22 protein-coding genes are annotated in these 24,025 nt (G+C 72.0%); 11 read left to right on the plus strand and 11 right to left on the minus strand.

Going from position 1 to position 24,025, the window contains the following annotated elements:
- The first annotated feature begins 97 nt into the window (after positions 1-97).
- Both DEI95_RS02835 and DEI95_RS02840 read left to right on the plus strand, forming a co-directional pair.
- Entirely contained in the window at positions 98-1,162 is a 1,065-nt protein-coding gene (locus DEI95_RS02835; protein ID WP_110823986.1) for a 4-hydroxy-3-methylbut-2-enyl diphosphate reductase, read from the plus strand.
- A complete protein-coding gene (locus DEI95_RS02840) occupies positions 1,159-1,899 on the plus strand; it encodes a DUF6264 family protein (RefSeq protein WP_111059316.1) in 741 nt (246 codons plus the stop codon). The genes DEI95_RS02835 and DEI95_RS02840 overlap by 4 nt, the downstream gene beginning before the upstream one ends.
- A gap of 22 nt (positions 1,900-1,921) precedes the next feature.
- Here DEI95_RS02840 and DEI95_RS02845 read toward each other — a convergent pair whose 3' ends face one another.
- The gene (locus DEI95_RS02845; RefSeq protein ID WP_111059317.1) at positions 1,922-3,181 is read right to left on the minus strand and encodes a M18 family aminopeptidase; all 1,260 of its coding nucleotides are present in this window, start codon (positions 3,179-3,181) and stop codon (positions 1,922-1,924) included.
- A 116-nt stretch (positions 3,182-3,297) separates the two neighbouring features.
- The gene (gene fbaA / locus DEI95_RS02850; protein ID WP_110823638.1) at positions 3,298-4,326 is read right to left on the minus strand and encodes a class II fructose-bisphosphate aldolase; all 1,029 of its coding nucleotides are present in this window, start codon (positions 4,324-4,326) and stop codon (positions 3,298-3,300) included.
- A gap of 156 nt (positions 4,327-4,482) precedes the next feature.
- Here fbaA and glpX point away from each other — a divergent pair, with 156 nt between their 5' ends.
- Positions 4,483-5,472, plus strand: a complete 990-nt coding sequence (gene glpX / locus DEI95_RS02855) for a class II fructose-bisphosphatase (protein ID WP_110823639.1) — start codon at positions 4,483-4,485, stop codon at positions 5,470-5,472.
- A gap of 110 nt (positions 5,473-5,582) precedes the next feature.
- Here glpX and rmuC read toward each other — a convergent pair whose 3' ends face one another.
- Together rmuC and DEI95_RS02865 are read right to left on the minus strand one after the other, a co-directional pair.
- Positions 5,583-6,845 (minus strand): DNA recombination protein RmuC, encoded by a 1,263-nt coding sequence (gene rmuC, locus DEI95_RS02860; protein ID WP_111059318.1) that lies wholly within the window; start codon positions 6,843-6,845, stop codon positions 5,583-5,585.
- A 77-nt stretch (positions 6,846-6,922) separates the two neighbouring features.
- Positions 6,923-7,558: an exonuclease domain-containing protein gene (locus DEI95_RS02865; RefSeq protein ID WP_309146515.1), complete on the minus strand. Its 636-nt coding sequence runs from the start codon at positions 7,556-7,558 to the stop codon at positions 6,923-6,925.
- 90 nt (positions 7,559-7,648) lie between these two features.
- Between DEI95_RS02865 and DEI95_RS02870 the strand changes: the two genes are divergently transcribed.
- From DEI95_RS02870 to DEI95_RS02890, 5 genes are all read left to right on the plus strand, one after another.
- Positions 7,649-8,206, plus strand: coding sequence for a hypothetical protein (locus DEI95_RS02870; RefSeq protein WP_111059320.1), 558 nt, complete (start codon positions 7,649-7,651; stop codon positions 8,204-8,206).
- Positions 8,207-8,215: 9 nt separating this feature from the next.
- A complete protein-coding gene (locus tag DEI95_RS02875; RefSeq protein ID WP_111059321.1) occupies positions 8,216-8,425 on the plus strand; it encodes a hypothetical protein in 210 nt (69 codons plus the stop codon).
- 118 nt (positions 8,426-8,543) lie between these two features.
- The gene (gene ychF / locus DEI95_RS02880; RefSeq protein ID WP_110823645.1) at positions 8,544-9,617 is read left to right on the plus strand and encodes a redox-regulated ATPase YchF; all 1,074 of its coding nucleotides are present in this window, start codon (positions 8,544-8,546) and stop codon (positions 9,615-9,617) included.
- 124 nt (positions 9,618-9,741) lie between these two features.
- The gene (locus DEI95_RS02885) at positions 9,742-15,225 is read left to right on the plus strand and encodes a DUF6531 domain-containing protein (RefSeq protein ID WP_111059322.1); all 5,484 of its coding nucleotides are present in this window, start codon (positions 9,742-9,744) and stop codon (positions 15,223-15,225) included.
- Positions 15,222-15,572, plus strand: a complete 351-nt coding sequence (locus DEI95_RS02890; protein WP_111059323.1) for a hypothetical protein — start codon at positions 15,222-15,224, stop codon at positions 15,570-15,572. The genes DEI95_RS02885 and DEI95_RS02890 overlap by 4 nt, the downstream gene beginning before the upstream one ends.
- A gap of 36 nt (positions 15,573-15,608) precedes the next feature.
- On the opposite strand, the gene DEI95_RS02895 is transcribed toward DEI95_RS02890, so the two are convergent.
- The 3 genes from DEI95_RS02895 to DEI95_RS02900 all read right to left on the minus strand — a co-directional run bounded on the left by DEI95_RS02895 (position 15,609) and on the right by DEI95_RS02900 (position 16,687).
- Complete coding sequence (locus DEI95_RS02895; RefSeq protein ID WP_110912027.1) at positions 15,609-15,941, minus strand: hypothetical protein; 333 nt, start codon at positions 15,939-15,941, stop codon at positions 15,609-15,611.
- A 126-nt stretch (positions 15,942-16,067) separates the two neighbouring features.
- A complete protein-coding gene (locus tag DEI95_RS16585) occupies positions 16,068-16,208 on the minus strand; it encodes a hypothetical protein (protein ID WP_181436175.1) in 141 nt (46 codons plus the stop codon).
- A 191-nt stretch (positions 16,209-16,399) separates the two neighbouring features.
- Complete coding sequence (locus tag DEI95_RS02900) at positions 16,400-16,687, minus strand: hypothetical protein (protein WP_110912028.1); 288 nt, start codon at positions 16,685-16,687, stop codon at positions 16,400-16,402.
- A gap of 467 nt (positions 16,688-17,154) precedes the next feature.
- Here DEI95_RS02900 and DEI95_RS02905 point away from each other — a divergent pair, with 467 nt between their 5' ends.
- Both DEI95_RS02905 and DEI95_RS02910 read left to right on the plus strand, forming a co-directional pair.
- Complete coding sequence (locus tag DEI95_RS02905) at positions 17,155-17,976, plus strand: cohesin domain-containing protein (protein ID WP_111059324.1); 822 nt, start codon at positions 17,155-17,157, stop codon at positions 17,974-17,976.
- A complete protein-coding gene (locus DEI95_RS02910; protein ID WP_111059325.1) occupies positions 17,973-19,877 on the plus strand; it encodes an amidase family protein in 1,905 nt (634 codons plus the stop codon). The genes DEI95_RS02905 and DEI95_RS02910 overlap by 4 nt, the downstream gene beginning before the upstream one ends.
- Before the next feature lie 99 nt (positions 19,878-19,976).
- Here the strand turns inward: DEI95_RS02910 and DEI95_RS02915 are convergent, their stop codons facing one another.
- Entirely contained in the window at positions 19,977-20,753 is a 777-nt protein-coding gene (locus tag DEI95_RS02915) for an isocitrate lyase/phosphoenolpyruvate mutase family protein (RefSeq protein WP_111059326.1), read from the minus strand.
- A 175-nt stretch (positions 20,754-20,928) separates the two neighbouring features.
- Between DEI95_RS02915 and DEI95_RS02920 the strand changes: the two genes are divergently transcribed.
- Positions 20,929-22,116, plus strand: coding sequence for a MalY/PatB family protein (locus DEI95_RS02920; RefSeq protein WP_258367423.1), 1,188 nt, complete (start codon positions 20,929-20,931; stop codon positions 22,114-22,116).
- Between the two features lie 69 nt (positions 22,117-22,185).
- Here DEI95_RS02920 and DEI95_RS02925 read toward each other — a convergent pair whose 3' ends face one another.
- The 3 genes from DEI95_RS02925 to DEI95_RS02935 form a co-directional block, all read right to left on the minus strand.
- Positions 22,186-22,392 carry a hypothetical protein gene (locus DEI95_RS02925; RefSeq protein ID WP_110823655.1) on the minus strand — a complete coding sequence of 69 codons (207 nt, stop codon included), beginning with the start codon at positions 22,390-22,392 and terminating at the stop codon, positions 22,186-22,188.
- 127 nt (positions 22,393-22,519) lie between these two features.
- Positions 22,520-23,419: an SDR family oxidoreductase gene (locus DEI95_RS02930; protein ID WP_110823656.1), complete on the minus strand. Its 900-nt coding sequence runs from the start codon at positions 23,417-23,419 to the stop codon at positions 22,520-22,522.
- A gap of 70 nt (positions 23,420-23,489) precedes the next feature.
- The gene (locus tag DEI95_RS02935) at positions 23,490-23,972 is read right to left on the minus strand and encodes a GNAT family N-acetyltransferase (protein WP_110912031.1); all 483 of its coding nucleotides are present in this window, start codon (positions 23,970-23,972) and stop codon (positions 23,490-23,492) included.
- Positions 23,973-24,025: the final 53 nt, after the last annotated feature.

Raw genomic sequence — 24,025 nt, forward strand, 5'->3', positions numbered from 1 at the left:
GGTGTCGGACGCCGGTGACATCCCGGCCGTCCGCGCGTTCTCCACGGGCTCGTCCGTGCCCAGGCTGCGCGGGTCCTGCTCACCTATCATCGGGGACGTGACGATCACCAACGGCCACTCGGTCCCGCTCGCCCCGCCGCGGGTCCCCGCAGCGCGCGGACGCCTGCGTGACCTGCCGGTCAGCGGGAGCAAGCGGGTGCTGCTCGCGGCGCCGCGCGGCTACTGCGCTGGGGTCGACCGCGCCGTGGTCGCGGTCGAGAAGGCGCTCGAGCAGTACGGCGAGCCGGTGTACGTCCGGAAGCAGATCGTCCACAACGTCCACGTGGTCTCCACACTCGAGCAGCGTGGCGCCGTGTTCGTCGACGACGTCGCCGAGGTGCCCCGCGGGTCGCACGTCGTCTTCAGCGCGCACGGTGTCTCCCCGGCGGTGGTGGCCGGAGCCGCCGCACGCGACCTGCACGCCATCGACGCCACCTGCCCGCTCGTGACCAAGGTCCACCGCGAGGCCTCCCGGTTCGCGAAGGCGGAGCGCACCATCATCCTGATCGGGCACGCCGGCCACGAAGAGGTCGAGGGCACCATGGGTCACGCGCCCGAGCGGACGATCCTGGTGAACGGCCCGGCCGACGTCGCCGCGCTCGAGGTCCCCGATCCGGACAACCTCGTGTGGTTGTCACAGACCACGTTGAGCGTCGACGAGACGATGGAGACGGTCCGGCTCCTGCGGGAGAAGTACCCGTCGATCGAGAACCCGCCCTCCGACGACATCTGCTACGCCACCCAGAACCGGCAGGTCGCGGTCAAGAAGGTCGCACCCGCCGCGGACCTGGTCATCGTGGTCGGGTCCGCGAACTCGTCGAACAGCGTGCGCCTCGTCGACGTCGCCCTGGAGTACGGCGCCAAGGACGCGCACCGGGTCGACTACGCCGAGGAGATCCGGCAGGAATGGCTCGACGGGGTCGAGACCGTCGGCGTGACCAGCGGCGCCTCCGTCCCGGAGGTCCTGGTCGCCGAGGTGCTCGACCAACTCGCCGACGCCGGCTACGGCACGGTCGAGGAAGTCGTCACCGCGCACGAGGACCTCATGTTCTCCCTCCCGCGCGAACTCCGCACCGACGCCGACGGCAAGCCGACGCGTCCGCTGGGCGGGCGCACCCGATGAGCGCTCCGGACGGACGTCCGACCGGGTGGGACGTCGTCCCGCCGCGCGGGACCACGGCCGTGGACGCTCAGGAGGCCCGGATCGCCCCCGATACCGCGGGTGCCGCCACGCAGACCCCGGGCGCCGTCCCGGCTGGGCGACCGGCTCCGCAGTACGGCGAGTACGCGCCCGAGGGCTGGGTGAACCCGGTCCTCGTCGAACAGGAACGTCAGGAACGTCAGGAACGCGAGGACCGCGAGCGCGCTGCCGCGTCGGCCGCTCCCGGGGCCGCCGGCGGGTCGGGTCGTCCCGCTGTCCGAGCACGAGCTGCTGCGACGGCCGACCGGACGGCGACCACCGGGGACACCGCGTCCGCCCGACGGCTCGGCGCGTCCCCCGTGGACGTGCTGCTGACCTTCGTGCTCCTCGGCATGGGGCTCGTGAGCGTCGTCCAGTCACTCTCGATCGGGTCCGTCGCCTCGACGGTGCGCGAGGAGCTCGAGACGAACTACACCGCTCTGCAGGACCCCGGAGCGCTCAACGGCGCGGCGATGATCAGTTCGGTCGTCATGCTCGTGGTCTTCGCGCTCGTCCTCTGGTGGTCCGTCGTCCGGCTCCGTGCAGGTCGGAGGAGCTTCTGGGTGCCGTTGCTCGGGGGAGCGGTGGCGACCCTGCTCAGCGCGGTGGTGTTCGCCGCCGTGGTCTTCCGGGACGACGGGTTCGTCGCAGCGATGATGCGGCAGGCCGCCGGAGGCTAGGCCCGGCGCCGATGCCGCGCCGTCAGGCGAGGAAGGCGGCGACCGCCCCGTGCAGGTCGGCGAGGTCGTCGACGTGCACGAGTTCGCGCACCGAGTGCATCGAGAGCAGACCGACGCCGATGTCGATCGTCGGGATGCCGAGACGCGTCGCCGCGATCGGTCCGATCGTCGAGCCGCCCGGGATCGTGTTCACGTTGACGAACGGCTGGAACGCCACGCCCGCGGACTCGCACGCCGCCGCGAACACGGCGGTGCCCTTCGCCTCGGTCATGTACCGCTGGTTCGCGCTGATCTTCAGGAGTGGGCCACCACCCGGGCGCGGGCGGTTGGTCGGGTCGTGCTTCTCCGAGAAGTTCGGGTGCACCAGGTGCCCCGCGTCGCTCGACAGCAGCCACGATGCCCGGAAGGCGCGTGCGGACTCGGAGCGGCTCGCCCCGAGCCCCTCCTGCACGCGGGCGAGGACGTCCTCGAGGAACGGCCCGCCGGCACCGGACGGCGACGAGGACCCGATCTCCTCGTGGTCGAACGCGGCGAACACCGGGATGTGGTCGCCGTCGCCCGGCGCCTCGACGATCCCGCGGAGGCCGGCGTGCACGCTCGTCAGGTTGTCCATCCGGCCGGACGCCAGGAACGCACGGTCGATGCCGATCCGCGACGGGGCCTGCGAGTCGGCGAGGAACAGGTCCCACGCCACGGCCGTCTCGCCGAGTCGGGAGCGCAGCCACGCCTCGACGTCGGTGCCGCCGGTGGTCCCGTCGGTGCCCACGATCGGCAGCGTGTGGCGCTGCTTGTCGATGCCCGGGGCGTCGTTCGCGCCGCGGTCGAGGTGGATCGCGAGGTTGGGGATCCGCGCGACGGCGTCCACGGTGTCGAACAGGCTCGCGGTGCCGTCGGCGTGGACGACCCGTCCGGCGATACGGAGGTCACGGTCGAACCACGTCGACAGGACCGGGCCGCCGTAGACCTCGACGTTGAGCTGTTCCCAGCCGCCGACACGGACGGACGGGTTCGGCTTGATCCGGAACCCGGGGGAGTCGGTGTGCGCGCCGAGGATGCGGAACGGCGTCGTCGCCGTGGCTCCTCCGGGGAGACGCCAGGCGATGACCGCGCCATCGCGGACGACGACGTAGGCCCCGGGCTCGGTCGGCCATGCGTCGGTCTCGGCGAGGTCGGTGAACCCGGCAGCCACCAGGCGGTCGCGCGCGACCGAGGCGGCGTGGAACGCGGTCGGCGACTCCGTGACGAAGTGGGCGAACTCGCTGGCGATGGCGTCGACGGTCATCCGTCCATCGTGGCACGGCGGCAGTGGGCGGACGCAGCAGAGGCCACGGGACGCAGAACGGGGCACGTCCGTCGGACGTGCCCCGTGCCTCCCGGTCCAGGCCGGGTGCTCGCTGCTCAGCTCTGGGACTGACCCGCGGACCCGAGGACCTTCGTGGCCTCGACGACGCGGGCGGCCATCGCCGTCTCGGCGACCTTGCCCCAGGCGCGCGGGTCGTACTGCTTCTTGTTGCCGACCTCGCCGTCGATCTTGAGGACGCCCTCGTAGTTGGAGAACATCGAGCCGGCGATCGACCGCGTGAACGCGTACTGCGTGTCCGTGTCGATGTTCATCTTGATGACGCCGTTGCGGACGGCCTGGTGGATCTCGTCGTCGGTCGACCCCGAACCGCCGTGGAAGACGAGGTCGAGCGGGTTCTGACCGGTGCCGTGCTTCTGCGCGATGGCGTCCTGGATCTCGCCGAGGAGTTCGGGCCGGAGCTTCACGTTGCCCGGCTTGTAGACGCCGTGCACGTTGCCGAAGGTCAGCGCGGCGATCCAGCGGCCCTGGTCGCCCATACCGAGTGCCTCGACGACCCGCTCGACGTCGCCCGAGGTCGTGTAGAGCGCGTCGTTCGTGCCCTCGTGCTGCACGCCGTCCTCTTCGCCGCCGACGACGCCGATCTCGACCTCGAGGATGGCGTTGATGTTCCGCGTCTTCTCGATCATCGTCTTGGCGATCTCGATGTTCTCGTCGAGGGGCACCGCCGAGCCGTCCCACATGTGCGACTGGAAGATCGGGTTGCGGCCAGCGCGGACCTCTTCCTCGCTCGCCGCGATGAGCGGGAGCACGAAGCCGTCCAGGGCGTCCTTCGGGCAGTGGTCCGTGTGCAGCGCGACCGTGATCGGGTAGTTCTTCGCGACCTCGTGCGCGAAGGCGGCCATCGCGAGGGCGCCGGCTGCTCGGTTCTTGACCGTGTGCCCGGCGAAGTAGTCCGCGCCACCGGTCGTGACCTGGATGATGCCGTCGGAGCCGGCCTCGGTCAGGCCCTGGAGGACCGCGTTGATGGTCTGGGACGATGACACGTTGACCGCGGGGTAGGCGAACTTCCCGGCCTTCGCGCGGTCGATCATCTCGGCGTACTGGTCCGGCGTTGCGATGGGCACTGGGATCTCCTTCGACTTCTTCGGTGATGTCGCAACCGATGCTAGTCAGGGGCGGTTGGTGGGCGGTGGATGTGGTCGGCACCTGTGGACGGAGCACGGTGTGCACATCCGTGCGCGCGGGGAGGCCGGGAGGGTGGCGGTCGGTAGGCTCGGGTCGTGACTCCCACGACTGAGACCGGCTCCCTGTTCCTCCAGCCCGACCGCAACCTGGCGCTCGAACTCGTGCGTGCGACGGAGGCCGCCGCGATCCGGGCACAGCCGTGGGTCGGACGTGGCGAGAAGAACCTCGCCGACGGTGCCGCCGTCGACGCGATGCGCAAGTTCCTCGGCACGGTGAACTTCGACGGCGTCGTCGTCATCGGTGAGGGCGAGAAGGACAACGCCCCGATGCTCTACAACGGCGAGCACGTGGGCAACGGCCACGGCCCGGCCTGCGACATCGCGGTCGACCCGATCGACGGCACCTCGCTGACCGCCGCCGGGCGACAGAACGCCATCTCCGTCATGGCCGTCTCGGACCGCGGCTCCATGTACGACCCGTCCGCCGTGTTCTACATGGACAAGATCGCCGCCGGGCCCGAGGGCCGCGGGGTCCTGGACCTCGAGAAGCCCATCGGCGAGAACATCCGTGCGCTCGCCAAGGCGAAGGGCAAGGACCTCGAGGACATGGTCGTCGCCGTCCTCGACCGCCCGCGCCACGACGAACTCATCCGTCAGATCCGCGCGACCGGTGCCGGCACCCGACTGCTGCTCGACGGTGACGTCGCCGGTGGCATCGCAGCGGCGCTGCCCGGGTCGAACATCGACATGTGCGTCGGCGTCGGCGGGACGCCCGAGGGCATCATCACCGCTTGCGCGATCAAGGCGCTCGACGGCGTGATCCTCGGCAAGCTCCAGCCGAAGGACGACGAGGAGCGCGAGCGCGCCGTCGCCGCCGGTCACGACCTCGACAAGGTGCTCGACCAGGACGACCTGGTCACGGGCGACAACACGTTCTTCGTCGCGACCGGTGTCACCGACGGCGTCCTCGTCGACGGTGTCCGTCGTTCGCGCGGCGTCATCCACACCGACTCGCTCGTGCTCCGGTCCCGCTCGAACACGATCCGCCGCATCCAGGCGGACCACCGCGCCGAGAAGTGGTTCTGATCCGCTGACCCGCGGCGCGCCGAGGATCCGCACAAGGAGAACCCGCTCGAACCACGTACTCCCGTGGTTCGAGCGGGTTTTCGTGGTCCCGGCCCCGGCCCCGGCGCCGCTCAGTCGCGCTCGGTGCTCGCGACGAGCTCCGGCGCCGTGAGCAACCGCGGCTCGTCCTCGATCGACGTCGGGTCCGCGATGACCTTCGACTCGTCGAGCAGCGACAGCCGACGGGCGCTCGGGAGCACCTGCCGCTCGAGTGACCCGACGAACCGGTTGTAGTCGACCACGGCACCGCGGATCGACCGGCCGAGCTTGTCCACGTGCCCGGCCATGGTCGACAGCCGCCCGTGCAACTCGCGGGACACCCGGAACAGCTCGCGTGCCTCCTGCGTGACGACGTCCTGCTGCCAGGAGAACGCGACGGTCTTCAGCACGGACCACAGCGTCACGGGCGAAGCCAGTGCCACCCGCTTGCGGAACGCGTGGTCGAGCAGGCCGGGGTCGGCGGCCAGGGCGCTCGCGATGAGGGACTCCGACGGGATGAACGCCACCGTCAGCTCGGGGGAGGCGTCGTAGCCCGACCAGTACTCCCGGGCCGCCAGGGCGTCGACGTGCGCCCGGAGCGCCCTGACGTGCTGCGCCATGAGGTGTTCGCGCCGCGCACCTTCCGCCCCGGTCGCGGAAGCCGGGATGTCCATCGCCTGCAGGTACGCGGCGAACGGCACCTTGGCGTCGACGGCGATGTTCTTCCCGCCGGGCAGGTGCACGATCATGTCCGGGCGGGCCGCCCCCGCCGTCGTGGTCACCGACGACTGCACGTCGAAGTCGACCCGCTCGAGCAGCCCGGCGGCCTCGACCACGTTCCGCAACTGCGTCTCGCCCCACACCCCGCGCGTGCTGTTCGAGGACAGCGCGCTCGCGAGGGTCTCGGCCGTGGCACGGAGGCGTTCCTCGGACTCGGCGGCCGACCGGAGCTGCGCCGACAGGGCGCCGTACTGCTCGCTGCGGGAGCGCTCGAGCTCGGCGATTTTCTCCCGCATGACCTGCAACGTGTCGGCGACCGGGCTGAGCGCGGAGAGCACCTTCGACTCGTCGTGCGCCCGGTTCGACTCGGCGCCGTGCATGCGCTGCACGAGGTGCTCCAACTCGGCCGCCCGGCGCTCGAGGGAGTCGACCTGTCGGCGGTACTGCGCGTCCTGCGCGTCGAGCCGCTCCTCGGCGTCACGTCGGGCCGCGTCGAGCTGGGAACGGAGGCCGTCGGCCGTCGCGTTCGCGGTCGCTGCGTCCACTCCGGCACGGGACCGGGCGAGTGACCACGCGACCACGGCCCCGACGGCGATGCCGATCACGAGACCGATGACCAGGGCGAGGATCTGCATGACGCGACCCTGGCAGGTCCCACCGACACCGGGCCTCCCGGCCGGCGGCGAGCCGGGCGGTGCCCGTCGGACCGCGGTCAGTCCGAGAAGACCATGGGGCGGCGGGAGAGCCGCGGCTGCGGCGTCGTCGCCTTCGGCTTCTCGACACGGGCGCGGACCGGGTTGATCGTGACGCGGGTCACGGCGCCGAGCGCCTCCACCGTCGGGACGCCGTGGATCCCGGCCGCGTGGACGACGATGGCGGCGCAGGCCTCGGCGTCGGCCGCCGCGTCGTGGTGCTGGAAGCCGGAGAAGCCGGCTGCCGTCGCGGCCGACGGCAGCCGGTACGAGTCGAGCGTGTACGTCTTCCGTGCGACCGCCAGCGAGCACATCGAGTGGTGCTCGGCGATGTCGATCCCCGTCGCCGCACACCCACCCGCGATGACGCCCATGTCGAAGCGGGCGTTGTGTGCGACGAGCACGTCGCCCTCCGCGAACGCCACGATGTCCGGGTACTGCTGCTCCCACGTCTTGGCATGGGTGACGTCCGACTCGACGATCCCGTGGATCCGCGTGTTCCACTCGAGGAACGCGTCATGCCCGGCGGGCGGACGGATGAACCAGGAGGCCCGTTCCACGACGCGGCCGCCGCGCACCTTGACGAGACCCACGGAACACGCGCTGGCGGGCGAGTTGTTCGCGGTCTCGAAGTCGATCGCGGTGAAGTTCAACACGCGATCGATCGTCGCACGGGGATACGACAACTCCGGAATCGAGCGCGGCGTGGTGCCGGCAGCGGGAGTCCCCGCTCGTACGCTGTGGCGATGGAGACCGGTCCCGCACGCACCCCGCTCGTCCTCGTCCTGGCGGGCGCCGGGTACGGACAGCAGGCTCCGCTCCTCCGGTGGTCGACGACCATCGCGCGGGAGTGCGGCTGTGCGGTCCTCGCACCCGACTGGACGGTCGACGACGCTGCCCGCGCCGACCCGGTCGGCTTCGTCACGCAACACGTCGCCACCGCGCTCGGCGACCGGCTGCCCGACCTGGTGGTCGCCAAGTCCTTCGGGTGCTCCGCCCTGCCCTGGGCGGTGGCGCACGAGGTCCCCGGCGTGTGGCTGACCCCGGTGCTCACCGACGACACGGTGCGCGACGCGCTCGCCACGGTCAACGACGGACACGTCGCGGTCGGCGGTTCCGCCGATCCCATGTGGCGGCCCGACCGTGTCACGCACACCCGGGCGCGTCTCGTGACCGTCGACGGAGCCGACCACGCGCTCGAGGTCCCCGGTGACTGGCGACGCTCGCAGCGCCTCCAGGTCGAGGTGCTGAGCGTCGTCGAGGAGCAGGTGGCGGCCCTGGTCCGACCAGGCGGGCGGCGGTAGCCTCCCGTCATGGCCGACCCACGCGACCTCGACGACCTGTTGGCGGAGGCCGAGGTCGTCGACGCACCGCCGCGCACCGCACGACGGGCGATCAGCCTGGCCCTCGTGCTCGCCGGCACCTGCGTCGCGATCGCCGTCGGCGCCCTCGCCGGGTTCCGCGGGCTCGTCATCGCGGCGATCTGGTACGCCACGCTGGATCCCACGTCCAGCGGCGGCTGACGGACACACTGGAGGCTCCCCACCGGCACGGCCTGTCCGTCGCCGGCGCGTCGGCTCGGAACCGGCGGCGGGACCCAGGGGCGGCCCCGTCACGCCGCCGCCGGTAGGCTCTCCTCCCGTGGCACTCACCATCGGAATCGTCGGTCTCCCGAACGTCGGCAAGTCGACCCTGTTCAACGCCCTGACCAAGAACCAGGTGCTCGCGGCCAACTACCCGTTCGCCACCATCGAGCCGAACGTCGGGGTGGTGAACCTGCCGGACCCGCGTCTCGACCAGCTCGCGGAGCTGTTCGGCTCGGAGAAGACCGTGCCCGCGCCGGTGTCGTTCGTCGACATCGCCGGCATCGTCAAGGGCGCGAGCGAGGGTGAGGGGCTCGGCAACAAGTTCCTCGCCAACATCCGCGAAGCCGACGCCATCGCGCAGGTCGTCCGCGGCTTCACCGACGACGACGTCGTGCACGTGGCGAACAAGGTCTCGCCGGCGGACGACCTCGAGGTCATCAACACCGAGCTGATCCTCGCCGACATGGAGACCATCGACAAGGCGCTCCCGCGGTACGAGAAGATGCTCAAGCTGAAGCAGGCCGAGCCGATCGTGCTCGAGACCGCCCGCGACGCCCGCGCCGAGCTCGAGAAGGGCGTGCTGCTCTCCGCGACCTCGATCGACCTCGAGCCGATCAAGGAGCTCGGGCTGCTCAGCGCCAAGCCCTTCATCTTCGTGTTCAACGTCGACGAGGCGATCCTGACCGACGAGGCCCGCAAGGCCGAGCTCGCCGCCCTCGTCGCCCCGGCGAACGCGGTGTTCCTCGACGCCCAGGTGGAGTCCGAGCTCATCGACCTCGACCCCGCGGACGCCGCGGAGCTCCTCGAGTCCACCGGTCAGACCGAGTCCGGTCTCGACCAGCTCGCGCGCATCGGGTTCGAGACGCTCGGGCTGCAGACGTACCTGACTGCCGGTCCGAAGGAGTCGCGTGCGTGGACGATCGGCAAGGGGTGGAAGGCGCCCCAGGCTGCCGGTGTGATCCACACGGACTTCGAGAAGGGCTTCATCAAGGCGGAGGTCATCTCGTTCGACGACCTCATCGCCACCGGCTCCATCGCCGAGGCCCGTGCGCAGGGGAAGGCCCGCATCGAGGGCAAGGACTACGTCATGCAGGACGGCGACGTGGTGGAGTTCCGCTTCAACAACTGAGGCCCGGTGTCCTGCCCGCACCCGTGGTGCTCGTCGCCACCGGTGGGTACGGTGGAGCCGTCGCGCGCGATGCGCGGCGGGTCGGCAACCCGGCCCGGGGAAGCAACACGGGGGAGTGCCGGTCATGACCGAATTCGTCGAGGTGCCACTGCTCCCGCAGTCGGATTCGTCCAACGGCGGGAAGTTCACGTACTCCACCGCGTCGGCACTGCAGTCGAAGCTCCTGGCAGAAGCGGCTCGGCTCGAAGGGCAGGCTGGATCCCGGGCCTCGTACGTCTCGACGGCGAGGCACGACTTCGAGGGCCACTTCTCGGAGTTGTTCGCCACGAACGCCACCACGGCGTCGCAGGACGCGTCGAACCTCGCCAGTGCCCTCCGCACGGTCGCCGGGTACGTCGGCAAGATGATCGCGGCCGGTCACGAGGAGGACGCCCGCCGCAAGGAGAACAACGAGTGGGTCCACCGGCACAACAACAAGGACTTCGGCGACCAGTTCCACGACTTCTGGTTCGGTGAGGACGAGCGTCCGAACGTCGATCCCGGACCGGCCCCGACCTTCCCTGCTGCCCAGGCCTCGACCGGCTCCCGCCAGACCCCGGCTCCCGGTGGCGGTGGAGGCGGAGGTGGTACTTCCTCTGCGCGGCCGGAGGACCTGCGGTCCTTCGCAACCGGATCCCGCGGGCTCGACGACGCCCTCGCGGCGGCCCCGGGCGGCATCGAGGCGGCGCTCGCCGACTTCGCGAGCGACTGTTCATGGGGCCACATCGATGCGGCCGGAGTGGTGGGCGCCTACCGCCGGTACCTCAGCGCGAACGCCGAGGACGCCTCCTGGGCCGACACGATCGCCGCCGCCTTCGAGGCCGCCGGCGGCGCCGGGGCGGTCTCGACCCTGAGCGACGCAGCGCTCGGCGCGGCACTGCAGGCGGCCGGCGTCTCGGCGAGCCGTTCGAGCCTCCAGATCGACCCGCCGACCGCGGCGGGTGCGATGCCCACCAGCGGGTACGCGAACGACCCGGTGAACACGTCGACCGGCAACTTCCTCGAGCCGGAGACGGACCTGGCCTTCGTCGGGGCATCCGGCCTGGCCTTGACGCGCATGTACAACTCGATGCCGTCCGCGCTCGGGACGCCGGGGGTGTTCGGACCGGGATGGGCATCGGTCCTCGACCAGGCGCTCCTGCTGTCCGACACCGGTGCCCGCTGGGTCCGGGACGACGGGCGAGCAGTCGACTACCCGCGCGACGGTGACGGCTTCGGTCGTGCTGTCGGCGAGAACTCCTGGCTGCACCGGGAGCCGGGCGAGGGTCCCGACGGGGCCCGTCTCGTCGTGCGCGACAACCAGGGCGGGTGGTGGGCGTTCGACCCGACCGGTCGCTGGCTCGCGTCCGGACGTGGGCACGGCGAGACCACCACGGTGAGCCGTGACGGTTCGGGTGCCGTCATCCGCCTCGAGCACGAGTTCGGCCGGAACCTCGAGGTGGAGTACGTCGACGGGCGCGTGGCCGTGGTCCGTGCGTCGGACGGACGCCGGATGGAGTACGGGTACGAGAACGGGTACCTCGGCCGCGTGACCGGTGCACTCGGGACACGGACGTACCGGTGGAACGAGGACGGCCTCATCGCCGCTGTCGTCTCGGCCGCCGGCGTGGTCGAGGCCGAGAACACCTACGACGAGCAAGGACGTGTCGTCCTGCAGGTGTCCCAGTACGGGCGGCGCACGAGGTTCGCCTACCTCCCCGGTCGCGTGACCGCTGTGTCGGACGAGGACGGCACCCGGTCGAACTCGTGGATCGCGGACGCGAAGGGACGCCTGGTCGGGATGCTCGACTCCGCCGACCAGCGGCAGTCGATGACGTACGACGCTTCGGGCAACCTGGTCTCGTCCACGCGTCGAGACGGGTCCGTCACGGTCCACGCCCACGACGAGCGCGGTCGGCGGACGCGCACGGTCACCGCCGAGGGTGCGTACCTGACCTGGGGGTACGACGCGCAGGACCGGTTGACCACCTTCGTCACTGCGTCGGGATCGGTCATCAGCTACGAGTACCCCGATGACGTGTCGCGGAACCCGTCCGTCATCCACGACGCCCTCGGTGGGCGCACCGAACTGGAGTGGGATCGCGGTCGGCTGCTCAGGGTCGTCGACCCGACCGGCGTGCCGCTGCACTTCGCGTACGACCGGGCCGGTGACCTCGTCGCGATCCGGAACGCCTCGGGGGAGACGTCCCGGACCGAGCGCGACGCCGCGGGACGTCCGACCGCTGCCGTCAGTCCGTCGGGTGCGCGCACCGAGTACCGGTACGACGGAGCGGGGCTGCTCGTGCAGCGGACCGACGCGGACGGTGCGGAGTGGCGGTTCGAGCACGACCCTGCGGGACGGCCCACGGCGGTCGTGGACCCGACGGGCGCGCGGACCCGGTTCGAGTACGGAGCGAACGGCGAGCTCGTCCGCACCACCGATGCGCTCGGCAGGACCGTCGAGCGCGAGTTCGACGACCTGGGCAACGTGGCCGCGGTCGTGCTCCCGGGTGGCGGGAGGTGGGCGTTCGCGCACGATGCGCTCTCGCGGCTCACGAGCGTCATGGACCCCGCTGGCGGCACCTGGTCGCGCGAGTACGACGTGGCCGGGAACCTGACGGCGAGCATCGACCCGACCGGACTCCGGACCTCGGCGACGACGGAGCGCGACACCGGCACCGTCACGATCGCCGACGCCTTCGCCCGCACCACGGTCCGCTTCGACGAGTACGGCCGCCCGGTGCGGGTCGAGGCCGAGGACGGCTCGGCCGAACTCGTCACCTACGACGCGGCGGGCAACGCGGTCGAACTCGTCGACGGCGAGGGCGGCTTGACGACGCTCGAACGCGATCCGGCCGGTCGGGTCGTCGCCGTCGTGGCGGCCTCCGGCGCGACCACGGCGTACGAGTACGACGCGTGCGGTCGCCCGTGGCGGACCACCGACCCGGTCGGCGGGGTCACGGAACTCGTCTGGGACGCCGATCAGCGTCTCGTCGCCAGGACGTTCCCGACGGGCGAGTCCGAGCACTTCGAGTACGACGCGGTCGGACGCCTCACGGTGCAGCGGGTGCCCGGGGTCGGGACCACGCGGTTCGAGTACGACCGGGTCGGGCGGCTCGTCGCGACCCGGGGCCCCGCCTTCGGTACGCGTCGCTTCACCTACGACGCCGTCGGGCAGCTCGTCCGCACGGTGAACGGGGTCGGTGGCGTCACCTCGTACGACCACGACGACCTCGGGCGGATCACCCGGGTCACGGGGCCGACCGGAGCCGTCACCGAGTACCAGTACGACGACCTCGGCCAGGTCACCGGCATCACCGACCCCCTCACGCGCCGAACGGTCCTCCGGTACGACGCGGCAGGCCGACCGATCTCGCGGACGGATGCGGACGGCCGCACCACCACGTGGACGCACGACGCGTCCGGGCGGCCGGTCAGCACCTCGGTCGACGGTCGGCTGGTGTCGGTCGTCGAGCACGACGCCGCCCGGCGTCGGGTCGTCGTGCACGACCACACGCGCGACGACGGCAGGGTCGTCGACCACGAACTGCGCTTCGACGGTCGTGGTCTGCTCACCTCCCGGACCCGGGACGGCTGGGGCATGACCTGGGAGTACGGACCGGACGGCGAGCGCATCGCGTCGACCGACACGAACGGCGTGCGCACGACGTGGACGCGTGACGCAGCCGGACGTCCGGTCGCCGTCGAGCACCCGGGACTCGGCCGTGTCGAGTTCGACCGCGACGCGAGCGGTCGGTGCATCGCCGCGCGTGCCGGTGGGCACGTGCAGAGCTGGGCCTTCCACGACGGGTTCATGACCCGGCACACGGGCGGGAGCGGTGCGACCCTCGTCGAGCGTGACGACCACGGGAGGGTCTCCCGGGTCACCCGGCAGGGCCCGGACGACGGTCCGGCCCGTGTGACCACGGTCGAGTACGACGCCGCGGGGCAACTCGTCGCGGTGGAGACGGACGCGGGCCGGTCGACGTGGGAGTACGACCTCGGCGGACGCCTCGTCGCGGAGTCCGGCCCCGACGGCACGACGACACACGAGTACGACGCAGCGGGGCAGATCCGTTCGACGGAGCACCCCGACGGGTCGCGCAGCGAGTACCTGCACGACGCCCTCGGGCGGCGCGTGGCCGTCACCCACCCGGACGGGGCGAGGACCGAGTACGGCTGGGGCACGATCGGTCGTCTGGCCGAGCTCGTGCACCGTCCCGTCCCCGGCACGAGCGACCACCCCGCGACGGAACACCGCCTGTGGGTCGACGCACTCGGCGAACTCGCGGAGGTCGACGACGCGTCGGTCTGGTGGGACACGGCCGCCGCCGTACCGACCCTCGTGGCGGTGGGAGGCGAGCGGGTGCTCGGGCTGCCCGCAGGGCTCACCGCGGTCGGGACGACCTGGACCACCGACCAGTGGCGTGGAGCACGGGCGACGGACGTCGGCGATCCCTGGGCGGTCACCGGGATCGTCGGCTCGTCGACCGCCGCATCCGGGTTCCCGGACGACATCGGGGTCACGGCGACGGGTGGGCTCGTCGTCGCGGGTTTCGAGTGGCTCGGTGCGCGTGTGTACGACCCGACCGCCCGGGGCTTCCTGTCCGCTGATCCGCTGCCCCCGGTCATCGCCGCCGGGTGGGACGGCAACCCGTACGCGTACGCGGGCAACGACCCGCTCGGGGCCGTCGACCCGACCGGACTCCGCCCGCTCACCGACGCAGAACTGAAGGCGTACGACAGCTCGGCATCGCGCGGCGCGTTCGCTGCCGCCGGTGACTTCTTCGCCGACAACTGGGAGTACTTCGCCGGGGGTGCCATGGTCGTCGCCGGCGGCGTGCTCATGGCGACCGGTGTGGGCGGCCCGGCGGGGATGATGCTGATCAGCGCCGGAGCCGACACGATCATCCAGAAGGCCACGACGGGCGAGGTCGACTGGGGCGAGGTCGCGCTCAGCGGCGCCCTCGGCGGGTTCGGCGGTGCGGGCATCGCAGCCCGGGCGGGACTGACCGGGATGAAGGCGTCGGTCGTCGCGGGTGCCAGCTCCGGCGGGATCGGTGGCGGCGTCCAGGGAGCGTACGGCTACTACACCGGGCCTGGCCCGCACTCGGTCACCGGAGCGCTCTCCGCCACGGGCCAGGGTGCGCTCGCGGGGACCGTCACCGGCGGCGCCGGTGGAGCCGTGGGCCAGAAGGTCAGCGAGGGCATCATGGGTGCGGTGACGCGGAACGCCTCCGCCGACACGGCGGTCATGGGGCGCAGCATGGAGTACCGCGTCCATCCCTACGGAGCTGCGCACGGGTACTCGTCGTACGAAGCGCTGCCGTCCCGGGTCTACGACTGGACAGAGGCGCACCTCCCCACGTCGGTCCACGAGCGGGTGCACCTCTGGGCGAACGAGAAATGGGTGGACTACCAGAAGATGCAGGGCAAGGACATCGTCGACATCGGCGCTCCGGACGAAGCGTTGCGCCCAGCAGGGGTCGATCCACTCGGACCGAGCGCGTACTACGACATGGAGCAGAGCCGGGTGGCCGGGTACTCCGGGTACTCCCAGGACCCCCAGCCGAGTTGGGACCTGCGATGACGTCGCCGACCTCGTCGCGCGCTCCGGAGCCGGGCCCACCGGAGACGCGGTACTTCCGCGTCGCAGGACGACCGCAACGCCGGTTCCTGTTCACCGCCGGCGTCACCACGTGGGAGGTGTCGAGCGGCGCAGGGACCTCGTTCGTGGTGGACACTGCAGGACTGCGCGACGCGCTCGGCATCACCCCCGGCGGTTCCCGGAACGACGAGCAGCACTGCCGGTCCCGAGCCGTCGAGCTGTTCGAGTCGGGCGACCGGGAGCACTGGGTGCAGTACCCGTTCGGCGGCACGGCCACGGACGAGGAAGTCCTGGGCGGCGCTGCCGGCCCTGACCCCTCGACGGTGTGATGCCCAGCCGGACCGGTGCTCGTCCGTGGTGCGACGTCAAGCGTCGTCAGCGGCGCCCACGAACAGCGTCCGCCCGTCCGCGTTCACCGGGAGCATGTCGCCGCACCGCGCCGCTGCGTCCCGGAGCCGCCGGATGAACGCCGGGTCCTCCGGCTCCAGGAGGTCGTCCGGCGCCTCGCGCAGCAACAGTTCGCTGGACGGACCCACCAGCATCCTGGTCCGTTCGAGCGTCCCGTCGTCCCCGACGCAGGGCACCGCGATCGTGTCCGTCCTGGTGTTCGCGCCGAGGATGGCTGCGTAGTCGGCGACGGCGTCCGCGATGAGGTCCCCGGTGAGGACGTCTGCGCCGTCGTAGTGGATGTACTTCACGATGTGCCCTCCCTGGTCCCCACGGTAGGCACCGGGGTTCCGGGAGCGGCACAGGATGAGTCGCCAGGCGCGGGGAGTGGACACCAGCGACCCAAGGGACGTCGCCGACGGCGCCACGTCAGCGCTTCAGAGCAGCTCGGCCGCCGGGTAGCGGACCCACGGGCCGGTAACCGACTCGGGGCAATGCTCCTCCATCACCCGCTCGACCACTTCGTGGTCAGCAGGCGCACGCCGGTACAGGGCGACGAGGTCGACCCCGGACTCCACGTGTCCGTCCTCCCAGCGAGCGTCGTAGCGGTACTCCCGTTGCGGCCGCCGGAGCCAGCGCGACGGCGAGTTCCCGCCTGCCGCCTGCCGCCCACGGGCGCCGCAACCAGCAGGGCAGGAACGACGGAACGCCGCCCCCGGAGGGACGGCGTCTCGTGTCGAGTGGCGTCGGGCGGACCCGACCGTACGGCTCAGGCGGCCAGTGCCAGCTCAGGCGCACGCACGGCGCGCGCCTGCAGGATGGTGCGGCTGGCCTCGCCGCGCCAGGAGCGGCCCGGGACGACCCAGCCCGCTTCGCCGTCGACGGCGACGCGGACGCCGGGCGTCAGGAACAACCCGAGGTCGTCGGCGGGCATGCGCACGAGGTACTCACGCTGCGAGCGGTCCTCACGCACGGGGAACTCGGCGATGCGGTCGGGGGAGACGGTGGGCGCCGCGATGGCGGTCCCGGTGATGATGGTGTGTTCGTTCGTGGTCATGGTGCTGTCTTTCTTCAGTCGTTCGGCGTCGCGCGGGGCCGGACGGACTCCGTGGTCTCGTCGGCCGCAGGAGCGCGGACGCGCACGTCGACATTCGACGTGCATGCTCGCCGGTCGGGGAGCGGTGGTCTCGCTGGAATGCGATCCAGGGGGATCGGTTCGAGACGGTCGGTGTGCGCGAGTCAGATGGGTTCGCTGCAATGCACCAAATGAGGACACTACTCCGTAGACGTCCGTCTGTCCAGTCGCGCGGTCGGTTCCCGGGCCCCGCCGGCCAGGAGGCCCGCCCAGCGCTCGCCGTCGTGTCCGGTCTCCGTGCCGCATGACCGCAGCCAGTGGCAGCGACAGCCCGCTCCGAAGGCGTAACACGTGGGAAACCGACGGGGCCCGAGCGCGAAACACCCCGTCGTTACGGTTCGAGCACTGAGCAAGCGCTCAGCCCGAACCCCGACGAAGGACCCGCACGGATGCAGCACCGCACTCGGCTCCGCTCCCGCACGACCACCCGCCTGACCACCACACTCCGCACGGCCGTCATCACCGCGGGGAGTGTCGGCCTCGCCGTCCTCGCGGCGACACCGGCCGCCGCGGCCCCGGTCGCGACCACGGCCACGATCACCGCACCGGCCACGGTGACGGTCGGCGACACCGTCGACGTCGCCCTGACCCTGCCGGCCACGTCCGACGTCTTCGCGTACGAGATCGACATCGCGGCGGACGCCGACGCCGTCGAGGTCGTCGACGGCAGCGCGACCGGTCCGGACGGCGGGTTCGACTCGGTCGAGCAGGACGGCGACACCGTCACGCTCCTGCACACCCGCCTCGGGACCTCGCCCGCGCTGTCGGGTGACCTCGCGGCGTCGGTCGAGCTGACCGCGACGAGCCCCGCCACGGTCGACCTCGCCGTCACGAGCGTCACCCTGGTCGCAACCGACGGCAGCACCACCACCCTGACCGACCCGGCCTCGACGACCGTGACGATCGCAGCGGTCCCGACGGCGAGCCCGACGCCGACCCCCGGCCCTCCCAGCACACCGACGGCGGCTCCGACCACCGCACCGGGCGGCACCGGCGGCGCCGGCGGACCCGGCACCGGCACGGGGACCGGCGGGTCCATGGACCCGGTGACCGACACCTCACCCGCACCTGCCGGCGGCGCGCTCGCCTGGACCGGTGCCGATCTCGCACCCTGGATCGCCGCCAGCGTCGCGCTGCTGCTCGCCGGCGCGGGCCTCGTCGCCGCCCGTCGCCGTGCCTCCCGTGCGACCCGGACGGAGGACGCCCGATGACCGCCACCGACCACTCCCGGACGACCGACGCCACCTCGACCCGAACCCCCGGAGGAACCCCCGTGACCCGCCGTCGTCGCACCACCGTCGCCGGAGCGGCGCTCCTGGCCCTCGTCGGCACCGCCGTCGTCGCGACCCCCTCCCTGGCCGCGAACGCCGCACCTGCCGCGGTCGACACGAGCCCCGCCGCGATGCTCGCCCCGTACTACACGGCGCTCGACCTGACCGGCGACGACCAGGTCACGACCGCCGACCTCACCGTCCTGTCCGACCACCTCGGAGCGACCACCGCGGACGCGGACTGGTCGGCGGTCTCGGCGGCCGACACCGACCGGGACGGGACGATCACGCTTGGGGACGTCGCGGGTCTGTCGCAGCGGATCATCTACGACGACGGGCCGTTCACCCTCGTCGAGGCGTCGACGCTCGACATGCAGGCCGCGATGAACGCGGGCGTCACGACCTCGGCCGAGATCACCCAGGACTACCTCGACCGCATCGCCGCGTACGACCGGACCACCACGGACACCGGGACGGGCGGGCGGCCGCTCAACTCGATCGTCACGACGAACGCCGCGGCACTCACGGCAGCGAAGGCCGCCGACGCCGAGCGGGCCGCGCACGGGATGACGAGCATGCTCCTCGGCGTCCCGATCGCGCTGAAGGACAACTACGACACGAAGGACATGCCGACCACCGGCGGCTGCGGCTGCTGGGACGACAACCAGACCACGACCGACGCGGCCATGGTCGCCGGCCTCCGCGACGCCGGGGCGGTCGTCCTCGCCAAGGCGAGCCTCGACGAGTTCGCCTTCGGGTTCGTGTCCGAGTTCTCCTCGAACCAGCCGGCGGGATCGTCGCTCCTCGTCGCCAGCCCCTACGTGACCAGCCAGACCGCCGGCGGGTCCAGCGGCGGCACGGGCGCGGCGATCGCGGCGAACCTGGCGGGCATCGGCTTCGGCACCGACACCGGCGGCTCGATCCGCGTCCCGTCCTCCTACAACCAGCTCGTCGGCATCCGCCCGACGGTCGGTCTCGCGAGCCGCGACGGCATCATCCCGCTCGCGCTGTCCCAGGACACCGGCGGCCCGCTCGCCCGTTCGGTCACCGACGCCGCCGTGGCGCTCGACGCCGTCACCGGCATCGACGCGGCCGACCCGGTCACGCAGGGCCAGGCGGGCAAGGTCCCGACCTCGTACACGCAGTTCCTCGACCCGACGGCGCTGCAGGGGAAGCGGATCGGCTACGTCACGTCGATGGTCGGCACGAACCGCACCACCGCGCGGCTCTTCGCCGAGGCCCGGGCCACCCTGGAGGCCCAGGGTGCGACCGTCGTGCCGGTCACCGCAACGCCCGAGTTCAACCGGGTCCTCAGCGAGGGCAGCGGCAGCACGAACGAGTTCAAGCACGACCTGGACCAGTACGTGGCGAAGCACCTCGACCCGGACGTCACCGCGCGCTCCCTGCAGGGCATCCTGGACTCGGGGGAGTACGTGCCGAGCCGGAAGGGCACGTACCAGCAGCGCAACGCGATCACGGAGGCGCAGTACCAGGCCTGGGCGGGACCGGAGGGCTCGCACACCACGCAGATCGCGACCGGGAAGCAGGTCGTCACCGGGATGATGGACGTGCAGGACCTCGACGCGCTCGTCTACCCGTCGGGCACCCCGTACGGCACGCAGGGCACGAACATGCGCCTCAGCCCGAACACCGGCATGCCGGCCGTGACCGTCCCGATGGGACAGGCCACCGCGGCGGACGCCACGATCACCGGGGCGGGCGTGAACCTCGAGTTCCTCGGCCGCTCCTACGACGAGGGCACCGTCATCGGCCTCGGCTACGGGTTCGAGCAGGCGACGCACGCCCGCACCAGCCCGGCGCTGTACCCGGCGCTCGGGTGAGCACGCCGGTCGCCGACGCGACCGACTGACGGACGGGAGGTCCGACCAGCTGGGGTCGGGCCTCCCGTCCGTCTCGTTGCGGCTCCGCAGCCGCGTCCGTCAGTTGAGCGTCGGGGTGTCCTCCGGCACGACGCCGCCGAGGTAGAGGTCCGCGGCGAGGTCGCGGAGCGCCCGCAGGGCGACGCGCTGTGTGAGCGGGCCGTAGGAGATGCGGGCGACGCCGAGCGCTTCGTACTCGGACGCAGGCAGTGCGCCCGGCAGGCCGATGACGCTGAGCTTGCCGCGGCCCAGGCCGTCGACGAGCTGTTCGACGACCTCGCGCTGGTGCCCGCCCGGCACGAACACGAGCGGGGCGCCCGCGTCGAGGAACGCCTTGCCGCGCGCGATGGCGTCCGCGATGCTCTCCGCGATCGGGCGGTCACCGCCGCGGGCGATGGCGTCGGTCCGGGCGTTCAGCTGGAAGTCGACACCCTCCTGCTCGGCGGCCTTGATGATCGCGGCGACACGGGCGACCGACTCGTCGAACGGGCGGAGACGGTCCTCGACGTTCGCGCCGACGATGCCCAGGCCGATCGCGCGGCGGATCGTCTCGGCCGGGTCCTCGTACCCGTCGTCGAGGTCCGCGGTGACGGGCAGGTCCACCGCGTCGACGACGGTCTTCGCGCCGGTGAGGGCGAGGTCGAGCGGCATGCCGCCGTCCTGGTACCCGTACGACGCGGCGATCGAGTGCCCGGCGGTGGCGATCGCGCGCGTCTCGGGCAGGGCCGCGACCGTCTTCGCGCTGATCGCGTCCCAGACGTTCACGACGCGGAGGATCTGCGGGGCTTCGTGCAGGGACTTGAGGGTCGTCGCCTTCTCGGCGGTGCTCGTGGTCATGGAGCCGACAGTAGGCGTGCGGCGGAGGCGCTGTTCACGCTGGGCGACACCGTTCGCGGGCGGCGGCCCGAACGGTGTCGCCCAGTGCGAACGGTCGCCTGCGGCGCGGGCCGCAGACGACGCGAGATGACGTCCGGACTCGTGCCGGGCCTCCCGGCGGGGCATGCTGGACGGCATGGCGAGCGACGAACAGGACCCGGTCGGCACGCTCCGCGGGGTCCGCACGAGCATCAAGTGGACGCGGTACGCGCCCGACGTGCTGCCCCTGTTCGTCGCCGAGATGGACCACGAGGTCGCGCCGGAGATCCGGCAGGCGCTCGTCGAGCGGGTGCAGCAGTCGGACCTCGGGTACCTGGACGGGCCGGGACCGCTCGCGCCCGCGTTCGCCGCGTTCGCCCGCGACCGCTGGGGCTGGGACGTCGACCCGGCTCGCGTGTACCTGGCGACGGACGTCAGTGTCGGCATCGTCGAGACGCTCCGGCTCGCGCTGCCCGACGGCGGTCGCGTCGCCATCACGCCGCCGGTGTACCCGCCGTTCTTCGAGCTCGTCGAGGAGGCCCGATGTCAGGTCGAGGAGGTGCCGCTGCTCGAACGGTGGGGCGTGTACCGGCTCGACCTCGACGGCCTCGAGCGGGCGTTCGCCGACGGCGTCCGGGTGTTCCTGCTCTGCAACCCGCACAACCCGATCGGGCTCGTCCACGACCGCGCGGACCTCGTCGCGCTCGCGGAGCTGGCCGCCCGGTACGACGTCCTCGTCATCAGTGACGAGATCCACGCTCCGCTGACGCACCCGGGCGTGCAGTTCACGCCGTTCGCGAGCATCGCCGAGCCGCTCGGAGCGCGGAGCGTCTGCGTGACGAGTGCGAGCAAGGGGTGGAACCTCGCCGGCGTGAAGTGCTCGGTCATCGTCGCCGGGGACACCCGCACCACCGAGCTCCTCGACACCCTGTGGGAGGAGGTCGCCTGTCGGACGAGCATCCTCGGGCTGCACGCGAACGTCGCGGCCTTCAGCCTGGCCGTCGGGTGGCTCGACGACGTCGTCGACCGCATCGTCGCGAACGACCGGCTGCTGGCGAAGCTCCTCGCCGAGCACCTGCCCGGCGTCGTCTACGCGCGACCGCGGGCCGGGTACTTGGCCTGGCTCGACTTCCGGGGGCTCGGCCTCGGCGATGACCCGGCGGTGCAGCTCCGGGAGCACGCGTTCGTGGCGCTCAACTCCGGCCTGCCGTTCGGGGCGCAGGGCAGGGGGTTCGCCCGGATCAACCTGGCGTGCTCGCCGGAGACCCTGCGCGAGGCGGTGTTCCGCATCGCTGCCGCGTACCCGTCGAGCACGCAGGAGGGTGTCGTCTGGCACGTCGCCTGACGCGGACGCCGGAGCGGTGCTCGTACCAGCGAGCGCAGCAGCTGGTGGCCGCCGCGGAGTGACCCGCGCTCAGGCGACGGGCGCGAAGTGGTTGCGACCGATGACGGTCACGTGCAGGTCGACCTCGCGGGAGGGGACCTGGTCGGTCAGGGAGATCCACTCGCGGGCCACGAACGCGACGGACGGCCACCGGCGGACCTCGGTCACGGGGAACCCGTCGATGAACACCTGCCACATGCCCTGCTCACGGACGGCCTGGACCTCGTGCGTCGCCATGCCCGAAGCGTAGCAACGGCACCAGCGGACCGGCCAGGACGGCGGAGCCCCCCGGACGGCCAGCGGATGGGAGCGGCCCGCGGCTCGGAGCGCCCCGCGGCTCGGAGTGGCCCGCGGCTCGGAGTGTTCAGGGCGTGACCATGCCGCCGTTCACGTTGAGGGTCTCGCCCGCGACGAAGCTCGACTCGTGCGAGGCCAGGAACACGTACGCGGGAGCGAGCTCGGCGGGCTGCCCGGGGCGACCCATCGGCGACTCGCTCGACCCGAAGTCCGGCAGCGTCTCGGGGTCGACCCCGGCGGACACCTGGAGCACCGACCAGGTCGGCCCGGGCGCGACGACGTTCACGCGGATGCCGCGCGGGATGAGCTGCTGCGCGAGCCCCTTCGAGAAGTTGTTGACGGCCGCCTTCGACGCCGCGTAGTCGAGCCGGTCGGGAGCGGGCTGGTAGGCCTCCATCGACGCGGTGGTGATGATCGTCGAGCCGGGCTCCAGGTGGGGGAGCGCCGCCTGCACGAGCCGGAAGAGCGAGAGCACGTTGACGGTGAAGGTGTCGACGAGCTGGTCGTCCGGGATGTCGGTGACCTCGGCGCGCCAGTGCTGCTTGCCGGCGCAGCTGACGATCGCGTCGAGCCCGCCGAGTTCGGCGACGGCCCGCTCGACGAGCGCTGCGGGGTAGTTCGGAGCGGTGAGGTCGCCCGGGATCGTGACGGCCTTGCGGCCGGCGGCCTCGACCAGGGCGACGATCCGCTGCGCGTCCTCCTCCTCGTCGGGCAGGTAGGCGAGGGCGACGTCGGCGCCTTCGCGCGCGTAGGCGATCGCGACGGCCGCGCCGATCCCGGAGTCGGCGCCGGTGATCAGCGCGCGACGCCCGGTGAGGCGCCCGGTGCCGCGGTAGGAGTCCTCACCGTGGTCCGGCTTCGGGTCCATCCGCGACTCCAGGCCGGGCTCCGGCTGCTGCTGCGGTTCCGGGCTGGTGTTCGGGTACCGGGTCGTCGGGTCGCTGTACTCGTACTGGTCGCGGGGCATGTCGAGGACCGTACGCGGACCGGCCGGGAGGCCCGTCAACAGGTGCGCGCTCCGGCCTGCGTCGCCGGCGTCAGAGGTCGAGCGCCATCGCCACGTCCGCTCGGACGTACGGGCTCGGCGGGTGCTCGTCGGTCCGGAGGTGACGGAACCCCGTCGTCTCGTACAGGTGCACGGCACTCGTGAGTCCGCTGTTCGTCTCGAGGAGCACCCGGCGTGCGCCGAGCTCCCGGGCGCGGTCGACCGCGGCGCGGATGAGCCGGCGTCCGGTGCCGTGCCCCTGGTGGTCCGGGTCGACGGCCATCTTCACGAGTTCGAACGCGTCGTCGCCGTGCGGGGCGAGCCCGACGCAGCCGACCACGTCGGAGCCGAGTCGGGCGACGAGGACGACGCCGCCGGGCTCGACGATGTGCTGGACGGGGTCGCCGAGCAGTCGACGGTCCTCGTCCTCGAGTGTGAAGAACGTCGTGATCCAGCGCTCGTTCAGGGAGCGGAACGCGGCGGCGTCGGCGGCGGAGGACATGTCGTCGATGACGACCTCGGTGGTGGCGGGCATGCCTCCATCCTGGGTCGCCGAACCAGACACGTCCAATACTCGTTCGGACGGAT

Origin of the sequence: Curtobacterium sp. MCBD17_008, from assembly GCF_003234475.1 — a bacterium.
Taxonomy (GTDB): Bacteria; Actinomycetota; Actinomycetes; order Actinomycetales; family Microbacteriaceae; genus Curtobacterium.

Coding starts and splice junctions, on each gene's coding strand:
- DEI95_RS02840 (WP_111059316.1), top strand. CDS start 1,159: ATGAGCGCTCCGGACGGACGTCCGACCGGGTGGGACGTCGTCCCGCCG.
- DEI95_RS02845 (WP_111059317.1), bottom strand. CDS start 3,181: ATGACCGTCGACGCCATCGCCAGCGAGTTCGCCCACTTCGTCACGGAG.
- rmuC (WP_111059318.1), bottom strand. CDS start 6,845: ATGCAGATCCTCGCCCTGGTCATCGGTCTCGTGATCGGCATCGCCGTC.
- DEI95_RS02870 (WP_111059320.1), top strand. CDS start 7,649: ATGGAGACCGGTCCCGCACGCACCCCGCTCGTCCTCGTCCTGGCGGGC.
- DEI95_RS02875 (WP_111059321.1), top strand. CDS start 8,216: ATGGCCGACCCACGCGACCTCGACGACCTGTTGGCGGAGGCCGAGGTC.
- DEI95_RS02885 (WP_111059322.1), top strand. CDS start 9,742: ATGACCGAATTCGTCGAGGTGCCACTGCTCCCGCAGTCGGATTCGTCC.
- DEI95_RS02890 (WP_111059323.1), top strand. CDS start 15,222: ATGACGTCGCCGACCTCGTCGCGCGCTCCGGAGCCGGGCCCACCGGAG.
- DEI95_RS02900 (WP_110912028.1), bottom strand. CDS start 16,687: ATGACCACGAACGAACACACCATCATCACCGGGACCGCCATCGCGGCG.
- DEI95_RS02905 (WP_111059324.1), top strand. CDS start 17,155: ATGCAGCACCGCACTCGGCTCCGCTCCCGCACGACCACCCGCCTGACC.
- DEI95_RS02910 (WP_111059325.1), top strand. CDS start 17,973: ATGACCGCCACCGACCACTCCCGGACGACCGACGCCACCTCGACCCGA.
- DEI95_RS02915 (WP_111059326.1), bottom strand. CDS start 20,753: ATGACCACGAGCACCGCCGAGAAGGCGACGACCCTCAAGTCCCTGCAC.
- DEI95_RS02920 (WP_258367423.1), top strand. CDS start 20,929: ATGGCGAGCGACGAACAGGACCCGGTCGGCACGCTCCGCGGGGTCCGC.
- DEI95_RS02925 (WP_110823655.1), bottom strand. CDS start 22,392: ATGGCGACGCACGAGGTCCAGGCCGTCCGTGAGCAGGGCATGTGGCAG.
- DEI95_RS02930 (WP_110823656.1), bottom strand. CDS start 23,419: ATGCCCCGCGACCAGTACGAGTACAGCGACCCGACGACCCGGTACCCG.
- DEI95_RS02935 (WP_110912031.1), bottom strand. CDS start 23,972: ATGCCCGCCACCACCGAGGTCGTCATCGACGACATGTCCTCCGCCGCC.